7 protein-coding genes are annotated in these 14,547 nt (G+C 54.3%); 5 read left to right on the top strand and 2 right to left on the bottom strand.

What is annotated here, in order from left to right:
- From VKV29_RS01315 to VKV29_RS01300, 4 genes are all read left to right on the top strand, one after another.
- A partial coding sequence (locus tag VKV29_RS01315) for a fibronectin type III-like domain-contianing protein (protein ID WP_324199489.1) occupies positions 1–225 on the top strand: 225 nt, incomplete at its 5' end.
- 306 nt (positions 226–531) lie between these two features.
- Entirely contained in the window at positions 532–3,867 is a 3,336-nt protein-coding gene (locus tag VKV29_RS01310) for a helicase-related protein (protein WP_324199488.1), read from the top strand.
- 10 nt (positions 3,868–3,877) lie between these two features.
- Positions 3,878–4,735, top strand: coding sequence for a hypothetical protein (locus VKV29_RS01305; protein ID WP_324199487.1), 858 nt, complete (start codon positions 3,878–3,880; stop codon positions 4,733–4,735).
- 47 nt (positions 4,736–4,782) lie between these two features.
- A complete protein-coding gene (locus tag VKV29_RS01300) occupies positions 4,783–7,524 on the top strand; it encodes a DUF1156 domain-containing protein (protein ID WP_324199486.1) in 2,742 nt (913 codons plus the stop codon).
- Positions 7,525–7,702: 178 nt separating this feature from the next.
- On the opposite strand, the gene VKV29_RS01295 is transcribed toward VKV29_RS01300, so the two are convergent.
- Positions 7,703–8,860, bottom strand: coding sequence for a hypothetical protein (locus VKV29_RS01295; RefSeq protein WP_324199485.1), 1,158 nt, complete (start codon positions 8,858–8,860; stop codon positions 7,703–7,705).
- Between the two features lie 248 nt (positions 8,861–9,108).
- Here VKV29_RS01295 and VKV29_RS01290 point away from each other — a divergent pair, with 248 nt between their 5' ends.
- Entirely contained in the window at positions 9,109–11,778 is a 2,670-nt protein-coding gene (locus VKV29_RS01290; RefSeq protein ID WP_324199484.1) for an ATP-binding protein, read from the top strand.
- An 83-nt stretch (positions 11,779–11,861) separates the two neighbouring features.
- On the opposite strand, the gene VKV29_RS01285 is transcribed toward VKV29_RS01290, so the two are convergent.
- On the bottom strand, positions 11,862–14,156 hold the full coding sequence (locus VKV29_RS01285) for a hypothetical protein (RefSeq protein ID WP_324199483.1): 2,295 nt from the start codon (positions 14,154–14,156) through the stop codon (positions 11,862–11,864).
- Positions 14,157–14,547 lie beyond the last annotated feature (391 nt).

The raw sequence follows: 14,547 nt of genomic DNA, 5'->3' as shown, positions 1-14,547 counted from the left end.
TCGCCCGTTAAGCGGCCCAACAAGCAGCTTGTGGACTTCAAGCGGGTGGAGTTGCGCCCGGGTGAGACCAAGCGCGTGGAGCTGAGCCTACCCTACGAATCGCCCGCACTTTGGTATTGGGATGCCGATCGGTCCAAATTCATGCTTCAGCCCGGCACCGCCACGCTCATGGTCGGCAACTCCTCGGCCCATATCGCCCACGCCTCTACCATCGAACTCGCCTGAAATGGTTCCCTCACCCACCGTTTTACGGTGGGTGAGGGATTGCTCTGCTGCCACAGCCAGAGAGGTCGAGAAAATGAGAATTACGGTTTGAAAGCGAGTTTGTAAAGCGGCAGCCATGTCCATCTCTCTCTGCGTCCTAACAGACGGTACACCCGCAGGTCTCTCGGCCAGTTTAAAGCCCTGACAAGTCTCCGGCGAAATTAAAGCTTTGTCTCTGGCGTCAACGAATTTCCTCTTTTCAAAAAAGAGGAGTATTTCTGATGGTGTCGAATTAGATTTTACTTCGCTTGCCTGAGGGTGGAAACGATGGACCTATCGCAACTAACTGAAAACACCGTTATCTGCGGGCCTGCATTCTCCGAGTCAATACGCATTCTTTCTGCGAAGGCGATCGGAAACCGCGTGCAGATCGAAGGGGTTGGAGTGAGTTCCCAGACGTACTATAATGTCATCTTAAACCAATCCGAGCTTGCAGCGCTTACCGTTTCCCAGTCACAACGACTCTCTTTCACAGGCGACGCGGAAGGGTTGTTCCTCTATGTAGAAGCCATTCGCATCCGCAACGCCTATCAGTTTGATCCCCTCTACGGCATTAGCGTATCGCAGATAGACCCGCTTCCTCATCAGATCGAGGCCGTCTATTACTACATGCTCAAAAACCCCCGCATTCGCTTTCTCCTCGCCGATGACCCAGGCGCCGGCAAAACCATCATGGCCGGGCTTCTCCTTAAAGAGCTGAAATATCGTGGACTGGTGGAAAGAACCCTCATCGTGGTGCCAGGTCACCTAAAAGATCAGTGGACGCGCGAGATGAAAGAGCGTTTTCAAGAGACGTTTCTCCCTATAGATAGGGCAGTCATGGAAGCCCATTGGGGGCAGAACGTGTGGGTAGAGAAGAACCAGCTCATCACTTCGATAGACTTTATCAAGCAAGAGGATGTGCTACCGGCTCTGGAAGAGGCCTCTTGGGATTTGGTAATTGTAGATGAGGCACACAAAATGTCCGCCTACCGCTACGGTGATAAGATTGACAAAACAGAGCGCTATCGGGTGGGCGAAATCCTTTCTAGAAACTCTCAAAACCTCCTTTTTCTCACTGCCACCCCGCATCGTGGAGACCCGGAAAATTTTCGCCTGTTTCTCGATCTGCTTCAACCGGGGTTGTTTGCCAAACAGGAGATGTTAGAACAGTCCATTCAAAACCAGGATAACCCCCTGTTCCTACGACGCCTCAAAGAAGATTTGAAGAATTTCGACGGCACTCCGCTCTTTCCCCCACGCCACGTGCAAACGGTTAAGTACCGCCTGAGCGAGGGAGAAAAAAGGCTCTACAATGAGGTAACTACCTACGTAAAATATCATTACAACAAGGCCTTGAGCAGTCAAAAACGCAACGTGGCGTTCGCTCTTGCCATTTTGCAACGCCGTATGGCCTCCAGCATCCGCGCCATCCGTTGTTCTCTTGAACGACGCCAAAAACGCCTCACCGAGCTTTACAACCTAGGCGCCGAGTTCCGGCAGGCCATGGAGAACGTCAGCCTAGACGAGGAGAGCCTGGAGAACGCCGAGGAGGTGGAGCAATGGAAACAGGAAGAGGAGTTGCTGGAAAAGCTTACCGCGGCCGAAACGTTAGAGGAGCTAAAGGCAGAGATCGATCAGGTAGAGAGGCTCGCCTCCCTCGCCAAATGCTTGGAACAAAGCGAAGCCGAGACCAAACTCAGCGAACTTCGCAAGGTAATCGAGGAGACCGAGGCCATTAGTAGAAGCAACACCAAACTGCTGATCTTTACCGAAGCGCGCGAAACCATGGAGTATCTTGCCGATAAACTAAGCAGTTGGGGCTTCCAGGTCACCACCATTCACGGCGGGATGAACATGGAGGCCCGCATCCAAGCCGAACACGAGTTTCGTAATAGCGCCCAGATTATGGTGGCCACCGAGGCCGCCGGCGAGGGAATCAATCTTCAGTTCTGTTGGCTCATGGTCAACTACGACATCCCCTGGAACCCAAATCGCCTTGAGCAGCGTATGGGGCGTATCCATCGTTACGGCCAACGGAACACCGTGCGCATCTACAACCTCGTCGCCGCAGATACTCTGGAAGGACGCATTCTCTCCGTGCTGTTCGATAAGCTCGACCAAATGCGGGCTCAGCTCGGCGACCGCGTGTTCGACGTGATCGGCGATGTCCTTCTCGGGGCAAGCCTTAAAGAGCTGATTTTAGAGGCCATTAGCAATCAACGCACATTGGATGAGATCGTCGCGGAAATGGATCGAATCCCCAACGCCGAAAGCATCCGTAAAGCCCGTGAGGCGACCCTCGAAGCCCTGGCAACCAGACATATTGACTTCACCCGCATACTCGGTGAGCAACGCCTGGCACGCGAAAACCGCCTAGTGCCGGAATATCTTGAGCAGTTCTTTCTAAAAGCGAGCCGCCGGCTGGGGCTACACATCGAAAAACGCCGCGATGGCTGCTGGAACGTACCCTCGGTTCCGTGGGAGCTGCGCAACGTTCCGGTGAGCTTTCAAAATAGGTATGGCAAGGTCGGCAATGACTACAGGCGGATTACCTTTGATAAAGACAAAGCCTTCCGCGAACAGGCCGAGTTTATAACCATGGGGCATCCGCTCATGGAAACGGTGGTGGAAACGGTGCTCAAAAACCACGAACCCGATGCCAACGCTGGGGCCGTATTTTATGACCCAGAAGCAAAAATGGACGGCATTCTATGGATTCTCTCGGGCGAGGTGCTCGATGGCAACCGTAAAGTGGCAGGTCAAAGGCTGATCTGCCTCTATCAACCAACGGCAGGGGACGTACAGGTCGTTCCCTCCTCCATCCTGTGGGACATCAAACCGGCAGTAGTCGCCGAGCAGGATGCGCTCTCCGGCCTCGCCCTCCCCGACCTCCAAAACTCCGCTTTGGATAAGGCCCTCGACGAGCTGGATCGGTACAAACAGGAGCTGCTGGCGCATCGCAAACACCAAGCGGAAATAAAGCGACGATATGGCCTCTCTTCCCTCGATGCGATGATCTTAGAGTCTGACGCCAAGCTTACCGATTACGAAACGCGCCGGTTGTACGGGCAGCACATTCCGGAGGCAACCATTCAAAACGAACGGCGGCATAGAGAGGATTTGGTGCAAAAAAAGAGGCGGTTGGAGGAGGAGATACGCATCGAGACGAACCTCTATCCCTCCACCCCGAAGGTGCTTGCGGTTGTGCGTGTGCTGCCCATGCCCCAGATCGGCCAGGAGATGCGCAGCGATGCGGACATCGAACAGGTTGGCATGCAGGTGGCTATGGCCTTCGAGCGCCAGCAAGGGCGATGCCCTGAAGACGTTTCGGCGCAGTGTTTGGGCTACGACGTCCGCTCAACCGATGCCGCCACCGGCGCCGTTCGTTACATAGAGGTGAAGGCCCGTGCCCAGACCGGAGCCGTTGCCCTTACCCCTAACGAGTGGGTAATGGCCCAACGTTTTGGGGATGAGTACTGGCTCTATGTGGTGGAGAATGCCGCCATCCGCCCCATCCTCTACACCCTTCAAAACCCTGCCGCGAAACTCCAACCGGAAGAGGAGATCGAGATCGTTAGGTATATTGTAACCGATTGGCGCAAATATGCAGAAAAAATTTAGGAGAGTTTGAATGAGAATGAAAGTGCCTCCTTCGTTCGTACGAACAGCACAGTTCATCTTAAAAGCGTTGATCAGACTGCTAATGGCTGTTTTGCTTATTGCGTTTATCGCTATTTGTGTCTTATCATCCAAATGGGCACTCCAAGCCTCCGCGGTTGCCACCATCATCATGGCGGCGGTAACCGCCGCCATGGCCTACTACACTCAGGAGAGCGTAAAGGAAGCGCGAGTTACCCGTCAGGAAGCCGAGCAGCTGAGGAAACAGCTCGTTTTTCAAAAAACACTTGTACGCTTGTGCAAGACACTCGGACAGTACCGACAATTCTTTCTCAATCACATTGTCATGGGGAATCTCACCCTTAATCTACACGCCCTAAAACAAGAGTGGGACATATTTTTGCTCCGGTATAAACCGATGACGGCACCTTTCGAACTCTTCGGCTATGTTCAAGAGTTCTGTGAACAGGTTTTATTGCCTCCAGAACTCCTCGCAAGACTCCTAGGACAAGTCACCTACATCAATTGGCTAATAGATGAGTTTGATACGAATTTAGACAAACTCATTCCCAACGCCAATCAACAAGGGCAGGTTCCTAACATAACGCTACAGGTCTCGCAACTCAACCAAGCTCTTTTGAATACTGCGAAGGATATTGCATATTTCCTTCTGCAGCTTATCTGCTATTGTATCGCTGAAGCTAGAAAACAAGGATTTCAAGAGATAGCTGATGCGTTTTCGCAGGTTGAGTGTGTTAGGGATAGGTCATGGATTCAGAATTATTCGCGCCCCAACCCCACAGGCGCACTGTTCCACACAATACCTCCTGAACCCGCGGATTATCCAGATTGTCAAATGTCTAACATATAGTTTATTAATATCACACATACATATACCGGAGGTACTATTACTCGACAATGAACAAGAAAGCCTTTATCGAAACGAGTTTCCCTGTGCGCGAGATTAGCCAAGAATCGGTGAAAGAAAAGAACATTCGACAGGGGCACATCTCTACCATGCATATCTGGTGGGCAAGACGGCCCTTGGCGACTTCGCGAACCACGATCTACGCTGCCCTTACTCCCGAACCCGCCGACGATGTGGAACGGGAACAGAAAGCCCAGTTTCTTCGCCTTTTGGCCAAATGGGAAAACTCCGCCAACATCCATCTGCTGCAACGCGCTCGGCAAGATATTCTGGAGGCCTGCTCCGCTAAAGATGGAGAGCCAAAATCGCCCCCTAAAGTGCTCGATCCCTTTGCCGGCGGCGGCTCTATTCCGCTCGAAGCCCTGCGCCTCGGCTGCCAAACCTACGCCTCCGACCTTAACCCGGTGGCCGTGCTCATCGAGAAGGCCGTTCTGGAGTTTCCGCAAAAGTACGGGTGCCCTCAAACAGACTCCAGCCCTTCAGCCCAAGCCACAACAGCGCCGCACGGCTCCGGCCCACAAAACCCTCTGTTAGACGACGTAAAGCGCTGGGGGCAGTGGGTGCTGCAGGAGGCCAAAAAAGAGTTGGAGTGCTTCTATCCCGTCGGCAGCAACGGCGAACGACCGGTTGGGTTCATCTGGGCGCGAACGGTACGGTGCCAAAACCCATCCTGCCGAGCCGAGATTCCCCTCATGCGACAGACGTGGTTGATCAACAAACCCAACAAAAAGTTGGCCTTACGTCTCGTACTCCACCAAGGTCGTGTGGATTTCGAGCTGGCAGAAGACGCCGCCATTGACTTCGACCCCGAAATAGGCACGGTGGCGCGGGCTAAGGTGATCTGCCCTTGCTGTGGGGGCGGGCTAACGGATAAAGAGGTTCGCGCCCAGTTTCAAGCTGGCCAAGCCGGGCAGAGGATGGTGGCCGTAGTCGCCCATCGGCCCGGGCAGTCGGGCAAACTCTATCGTTTGGCCTCAGAGGACGACATGCAGGTCTTCACCGCAGCCGCAACCGCCCTCAAGGCCAAACGCGAAGCCCTCTATGCGCAATGGGGCTTAGACCCCGTGCCAGATGAACCTCTTCCTGAAATCGGCACATTAGGCTTTCGAGTACAACGATATGGCATGAATACGTGGGGCGATCTCTTCAATCCCCGCCAGCTCCTCGCGCTCATCACCTTCACCGAAAAGGTGCGTCTTGCCCATACCCAAATGTGTCGGTCCGGCTACGTAGAGGATTACGCAAAGGCTGTAACTACCTATCTGGCACTTATAATCAGCCGGATAACCGATTTTAATAATGCCTTTGTAAGATGGCAGCCTCAGTGGGAATTTGTGCCGAATCTCTTTTCACTCCAGGCCTTGCCGATGACATGGAACTATGCGGAGTTAAACCCAATTGCTTCGATCCTCACAGGTACCTACGAAAGTATGTTTAGGCAAATCGTTAGACCACTGGATGAATTAAGCCGTTTTATTTCAACCGACTTGCCCGCACCACATGCCACCCAAACCTCGGCGACCACCTTGCCCTATCCAGACAACTTCTTTGATGCCGTGATCACCGACCCGCCCTACTACGATAATGTGCCCTATTCTCATCTCTCCGACTTCTTCTATGTGTGGCTTAAACGCTCCGTCGGTGACCTCTTTCCCGAACTCTTCACCACACCGTTGACTCCTAAAAAACAGGAGGCCGTGGCCTACTCTCACGGCGAAGGAGGGTTTGAAGAGGGAAAACGCCTCTTCGAGGAGACACTGACCCAAGCATTCTGTGAGATGTATCGCGTGTTGAAGCCGGAGGGCATCGCGGTCATCGTCTACGCCCACAAGAGCACCGAGGGCTGGGAAACGGTTATCAACGCCTTGCTGCGTTCAGGCCTCTACCTCACCGCGGCCTGGCCGCTGAATACGGAAATGGAGACACGACTTCGCTCTCAGGAATCGGCCGCCCTTGCCTCCTCGATCTACATGGTCTGCCGCAAGCGCGCCAAACACGAAACGGCCTACTACGAAGACATTCGCGACACGATGAAAACCCGCATCTATCAAAAGCTAGACCAGTTTTGGAAAGAGGGCATCGGAGGCAGCGACTTCTTCATCGCCGCCATCGGCCCCGCCCTTGAAGTGTTCGGCCGATATGAAAACGTGAAAACCTACGCTGGCGAGGAGGTTTCCGTGCTGAAACTGCTGGAGGAGATTCGCAAAACCGTGAGCGAGTACGCCATCCAAAAAATCTTGAAGAACGGCCACTCCGGCACCATTGACCCGGAGACCCGTTTCTACCTCCTCTGGCGGTGGACCTACCAAAATCGCCTCCTGCCCTTCGATGAGGCGCGCAAGCTGGCAACCGCCGTGGGCATCGAGCTGAGCAACTATTGGGATGGGGGGTTTATCCAGAAGGAAAAGGAGAACATTCGCCTTCTTGGGCCTACCCAACGCGCGGCAAACCTGCCGGAGAGGCCGCTAAACCACATGATAGATGTGCTGCATGCCTGCCTCATTCTATGGGAAAAGAACGACCGCAAACGCATTCAACAGATTCTGGATTCCACCGGCACCAACACCAATCCGGCCTTTTGGCGTGTAGTGCAGGCCATCGCCGAATCGCTGCCGGCAGGCGACAAGGAGAAACAGCTCCTGCAGGGCTTTGCCTATGGACGCGCCAACTATGGCGCCGAGACCGTGCACGAGCGCGGCAACGACAACCTGTTCTCTTCCACCGACGACTAAACACACACGGCAACCGGCTAAAAACCTTCGGTTCTTAGGCATCTGGCCTGGGGGAAGTCTGTCTTCTCCCAGGCGATCTTCACCCCGTTGCCAAAAAACGGAAAAATCCATGCTGCTAAAAAAGAGCGCGACTTCGAGACCATTCACCCTCTCCTCAACCTCCTGACTTCGGATGAGCTTAAAATAGCTGGTCTCCTACAAAATGAAAATCCCTTGCCCAGAGATTCCGCGCGTAGGAGTCAAGCTCGAGAAAGATGTTGTAAAGGGTCTTCTGCGCAGGCTCCATTCTCAGCATCTGGCGACCACCGCGGCTCACAGGCAAATAGCTTCTGAGGCCTCCAAACGGGGACGCCCTCAACTCTTTGACAGTGGGGTGGCTGGAGTCCACAAACGGATTGTAAAAAACGAATGGCACACGAAAAGGAAGGCTGTTAGGCCCTAAGTTAGGCAGGATGAGTATCGCCAAACAGTCATCACTATGCCCCCATAAGTCCTTCGATATCGCCTGCAATTCAAGTTCATACTCGGAATAGCTATCAAAATTTTTCGCCCGACATACCCCATCGTCCGGCAAGCCATAAAAAAGCTCGAGACATTTTGGCTCCGTAATGCAGGGCTTGAGAATGTTTATGACGAGGATAGAGGGATAGTTTCCACTTGCCCCGCGGCACTGCTTTCTTTTCGTCGCTAGTTCTTTCACAAGCCTTTTCCTTAAACGCTGCATATACTCTGTAGGTGCATAACCGGCCCAACGACACTCTGAGCTAACAGGGCACCCCGGTGGGCTGGCTTGCAAGCTGCGAATACAGAAACGCCAATCGCCCTTCTCGAATAGCTTCCAAGGTAATTTCTGAACAATCATCTCTAGTATCGCTTGAAGCAGTTCCTGTTCAAGGCTCGAAAGAGATAGTGTTTGCATTCCCACCTTACAAATGCAAATTGAAAGTGGCCCAAGTGGACTTTCCGCATAGACCCTATCAATCACCGGTTGAACTTGCTCGATACGTCGGCGTTCACCGCTTCTAGCTCCGTCTATCTCGTGCAACACCGTGACCTCTACACAGACCGGCCCCTGGCGAGTCTGCAAGCTAAAATCCGGACTCGATTCTTCACCATCTGCCGGCGCGTTTAGGGTTATCGAGCACCCAAGCCGCTTCAACAGTGCATAGGCAATCAATTCATTAAAGGCTCCGAGGAATGTCGCCCGATCATTCGAGTTAAGGCGCCCACGCAAGTCGTCTAGATAGGCTCCGGGATACTTGTTCAAAAGCACGTTCAAGAGCTTCTCTATCTGAGGATCGAGTGGTTGCTTCGTTTTTATCTTTTGTGCAGACATGTTCGATGATCCGATACGCTCGATTTTTGATTTATAATTTACAAATACTACAAAAACGTCCTTTCGGTTTCCGGTTATAAGGGCTTCCAGAGTATTTCCAAGAGGAGCAAACTCTTGAGGTTCACCGGAATCCCCGTAGGCTTCCCTAAAAACGAAACGTGGAAAAGCAGGAATCGCGCTATGATATTCAAAAATATTGGATAATCAGCACGCTTCTTCATCCACCATCCCCTTGCCAGGAGGTCATCATGAGATTAGACCCGTGGTGGCAGGTCGCCACCCCACACCAAGATATTCGAAACAAAAGCTTTTCCGAGGCCGTGTTTGCGGCGGACTTAGGCGATGTGCAGAATCCAACGGCACCAAGCGATTACCGTGATCCACGCCTCTTTTTTACCAAAACCTACCTCACCGAAGGGCTTAAAAGCCTCTTGAACAACATCTTAAAGCGTCTTTGCCACGGTTCGGGCGATCCCGTTATCCAGCTACAAACCCCCTTTGGCGGTGGCAAGACACATGCCCTGCTCGCCCTCTACCATCTTGTGCACTCCTACAACGAGGTTCGACATCTTGACCAGATTCAAGCCCTCATGGCCGCTTACCCAAACTTTCAAGGGGCTAAGGTGGCCATCTTCGTCGGGACGAAAGCCGACCCCATTCACGGCAAAACCCCCTGGGGGGCCATCGCGGAACAGTTCGGCCTCTACTCCCTTGTGCAAGAACACGATAGCAAACGAGTCTCTCCTGGCACCGATGTTTTGGAGCGGATGCTGCAAACGGCCGGCCCTAACCTCATCCTCATTGATGAACTGCTGGAGTACGTCGTAAAAGCCGCACAGGTAATGCCTCAAGGCCAGATACTTGCTTTTCTTCAAGAGCTTTCCCAAGCTGTTGCCCGTTCCTCGCACAGCGTGGTGGTGCTTACCCTCCCCACAGGCCTTTTTGAGCAATTTGACGCTAACGCCGCGCAGATGCTTACCGAAATCCAGCATGTCTATGGGCGCATGGAAAGCATCTATGAGCCGGTAAAGGGAACAGAGCTTTATGAGATTATTCGCAAACGACTGTTTGAGAGCCTGGGCGATACCAACACCCATCGTGCCGTTGCCGATGCCTACTTTCAGCTCTATCGTGAGCTTGGCAGTGAGGTGCCTGCAGAAGTAACCGGCACCGAGTACCGAGATAAAATCCAAGCCGCTTACCCTTTCCACCCAGAACTGCTCGACCTGCTCTATGAGCGCTGGGGCTCTTTCCCTACCTTTCAACGTACCCGCGGCGTGCTGCGCCTCCTTGCCCAGATCGTGGGCGATCTCTACGAGCTTAAAACGCCTGCCCCGCTTATCCACTCCTCCATGGTGAATCTAACAAGCCCAGCAATCAGGGGAGAATTTATTAGATACATCGGTACTGAGTACGACAGCGTCATCTCCGCCGACGTGCTTCATAAAGCTCCAGAGATCGATAAGGAGATGGGCAGTGAGTATGCCCGCTACGGCATCGCCAAAGCATTGGCCACCACCATCTTTCTCTACTCCTTTAGCGGCAGCGAGCGCAAAGGAATGACCCAACCGGAGTTGCGCGTGGCCTTGTTCTATCCGGGGTTTCCTCTCAATATTTTGGGCGATGCCCTCGATAAGCTAGAAGATAGGCTTTGGTACCTTCACGTTGAGAGACGCCACTACAGTTTCAAGAACCAACCCAATCTCAATCGCGTTATTCTCGAACGGCAGAGCGCCATTCGCGATGACGAGATACGAAACCTTCTGAAAGCAAAGCTACAGGAGTTGGCAACGCGCAATACCTCTCTAAGCTCTTATCTCTGGCCGGGTCAACCGTCCGACGTGCCCGATAACCGCGCGCTTAAGCTGGCCATTCTCTCTCCTGAATATCGTGAAGAGGGTTGCAGTGAGTCAAGCGCTGCAACCGCTTCCTTCAGCCAAACGTTGATCGATCGGGCCGGAACAGCCCCCCGTATCTATCGGAACACCCTTTTTCTGCTTGTAGTCGAAGCCGCTTCTTACCCACCCCTCGAACGTCAACTGCGGCTGGTGTTAGCCCTCCAAGACATTCAAGACAACGCCCAACTCTTACTAACAGATAGCAATAAAGCGGATTTAAAACGAAGGTTGCAACAAGCTCAAGACGATCTGCCTCACATTATCCTCACCGCCTATCGGTGCGTCGGGTGGCATGGCCCCTCCGGCCTTACTTGGAAAGATATGGGCATCCCGACCATAGGCCAAAATCGCCTCATCGAACGGGTACTTCAGTTCGTGAAACAGGAGTCGCGTGTTCTGTCGCATATCAGCCCCGGACTGATCTTAGATAAAGCCTTCAGCGATACGGATCAGGAGAAGAGCCTTGAAGACATCTATAGCATCTTCCTGAGGACGCCCGGGCTGCCCTGCTTGGAAAACGAGAGCGTTCTCGTTGAAGCGGTAAGGGAGGGTGTGAAAAGCGGCATATTTGGGCTGCGACAGGACGATCGGGTTTTCTTTAAAGAGGATATTCTCTCCGAAATCCCCATGCATGCCTACGTGCTAAAACCCGAGATCGCCCAGCAGCAGAAAGCGGAACAGACGCCCCCAACCGAGCAGGAGACTTTCACCTATCCCGAACTGCCTATGGGGTCTACCGCCGACATGCGCGTCGCCGCACCTCCACAATCCTCTACAACTACAACAGTCAGCACGAATACGACACGGCTCTACATTCAAGCCGACGTTCCGTGGGATCAGCTATCCCTTATTCTATCGGGGGTTATTAGGCCTCTGCGCCAGAATCAGGCCGATATTAAGCTTACCATAGAGATTCAAGCGACTTCACAGAACGGGTTCAGCCGCATGGATCTGGATAATAAGGTGCGCGAGACCCTCAGCCAGATTGGGGCCACCGTTCACCGATGGGAGGAGAGCTGAAAGGCCGGTTTTGGGATCGGCAAGGAGGGCTAGGCAGGCGAACGGCCGCTTTCCTGCGCACCGAATAGGACGAAAAGGCAGGGCTACAGCTTCACCTTCACCACATGCCCCTCGGCGGCGTTGGGGAAACGAAGATGGAGCAGGTGCAGTGTCGGCTCCCATGCCCAATCGCTCGCAGGCAGCGACTGACCGTCCACGACTATCTGCTTGGGGCGGTGCGGGAAGCGCACGCAAACGACTGCAGTAGTGCCCTCCGGCCCCTCCGCATAAAAGTGGAACAATCCCTCTCCCTCACCGATACCCAATATTTTGCAGGCCCCGGCAAGTACCCTCGGTGAGGGAGAGGCCGCCGGCCTTGCGTTGTGGCAGGCCTTGTGCCTGCCACCTAGGTCTTGTGCCTGTTCTACACTGCCTTGCCCCTCGCGCTCCACATCCAACAGCAGATGCCGACTGCCCGGCGTCAACACCACCCTGTTCACCAACGCCAGATGGGGGTCGAAAAGGTCGAGGAAATGCCCCTCCAGCACATGGGGCGGTTCCGGCAGCGACTCGTCTAGGCCCGCAGCCACCACATACGGCCCTCGCCGCAACACGACATAGTTCGTGGCACGATAGACAAGATGGGCGGCCTTGCAGGCACGCTCTAGCACCATCTGTAAACGCGCACTGCCGTCCGCCGAATGGGTAAGCGCCGCCGGGCTTTGGCGCCACCAGATCAACGCCCCCTTCCCTACCCGGCGAACAGGAGTGAGCTGCGGGTCTGCAAGCACCGAATCGGGCACTCCCCTGTAGGAGGCCCCAAGCCGGTCGAAAAGCGCCTCGCGCGGAGTGGCATAATGCAGCCCTCCCTCGTTCCACCAAAAGTGAATGGCGTTGTAAGGGTCGTCATCGTTGTCCACGAAGACCAGCACTCCCCCCGACCGAACCCACTTGGCCAGCGCCTCGTGCACATCGGGCGCGAGGGGTTTCATGCCCTCATAGGTCATAAACAGCACCCGATAAGGGCTGAGCGCCCCCTTGCGCCCACAGGTCTCTAACTGCACCGGAGCGGCCGGCATGCCGCGCTTCAACAGTGGCAAGGCCAAACCGAAGAAAGAGCCAAGATGGTCATCGGAGGAGACCGGCTCGCCGCGTTCAAACATCATGGTATCCGATACCATTACCCCAATGCCCTGCGTGCCGCAATCCCAATGCACATCGGACTGTTTCATGTCGTTCATCGCATTGATTACCATTAGCAACTCGGTGGCATAGGGCTGCGGTATCGGCACGCGCTCCTCCGGCTGCCCTGCCGGCCTCTGCTGGGCCGAAAGCAGAGGATATTTCCCGTGCCAAACGCGCTCAGGCCAGGGCATTACCTCATAGCGCCAAACCTGCGGCCACATCAGCGAGGCCGTCACGGTGGCCTCCCAGTTTTTCTGATAGTCATCCCACGAGTGGTTCGGGTCGTCCTCCACCGGGTCGTTCAAAAACCAAACGCGCCCCCCGCCGGCCCGCACCACGTTCATCATGGCGCCATACTCAAAAAACGCCGTCTCAAAAGTTCTCTCGCGCAGCACTCCATCGTAGTTGTTGGGCGTGCGTGCCGTCCCCGTCCACACCTGGGCAATGTAGCCGTCCGCCCCCACCAATCGAAGGCTGGATTCGGGGCTTACGATGCGCCAGTGCGCGTAGTTGATGAGGCTGTGCGTAGGCACATAGCACCTAATCTGCTTGCCGGTGCGCTTATTGTAGGCATGCACATAATCAAATATCTGTTTCAAGGCGCGACGATAAAGATAGTACTTCAACAAAGAAGCACGAAACTGAGCGTCAGGGCTGCTGTGTGGAGGCACCCAGGGGGTTTTGTAGTAGTCTTGCCACTCCCTCTTAAACCCTGCACTGTAGCCGGCACGAACCCAAAACTCCGGCTCCTCCAAAAAGATCGACTCGGCGCCGGCATCCAATGCGCGCTGCACCCCCAAACAGAGAAACTTACCGTAGTTTTTGCCGGGGCACATGTAGTACACATCGCCCCCATGAGAGATCACGTTTCCGTAGCGATCGGTCTGCGCCTCATCTACATGGTTAACGCCATCAAAACGGCCATAAAGGTAGTCCTGGTAGTTTCCCCAAGACACTCCCGTCATAACCCCCACGCGATAGCCCTGTGCCTTCCACTCTGCAATGCGGGCGCCGATGTCGGGGCCTACCCCGTAACAGAGAGCCAGGTCGGAACCCAACTGAAGCCCTGGGTCCCAATGCGCTCCCGTCTGGAAACAGGTGCGCTCCTCTTTCTGCAAAGGGTCTGCAGGGCGCGTTGCAGAGCCTGTCGGCATCTGCGCCATAAGTAAAACGATTCCGCCCAACATCAAACTTAGTGGAAGACCAGAGACCATCGGTTGAAAAACTCCTTAAAAATTCATTGAGAGGTTTCTCTATTTCCGAAGCAAGTAGAGGCGTTCTTTTAGTTTACCCTCCACGCAGCGCCCAACCTTCACCTCTCCCCCTACAGGGGAAGGGCACCTGGGGAGGGCGTCACAGCGGCCTGAAGCGCTTCCTTCACCGCCTATCTCTCTGGCCGCTGCGTTGCCGTCCGCGAGGACGGAAAGGATGGGATAGGGGGCGAGCGAGATAGACTTGCTTCTGGAGATTGGCTCTAGAACCGTGAGATTGTCAGTTCACCCCCTCCCCCTCAAAGCCAGCGGGCATTGAAACTCAAGATTTCTCGCCTTCGGCTCGGAATGACAGGCGTATCATCGGCTCTTCAAGCCCCTCACCCTAGCCCTC

The organism is Chthonomonas sp., from assembly GCF_035294165.1.
GTDB lineage: Bacteria > Armatimonadota > Chthonomonadetes > Chthonomonadales > Chthonomonadaceae > Chthonomonas.
Note: the sequence above shows the minus strand (reverse complement) of the source record. Positions and strands in the feature narration are given on the sequence as shown.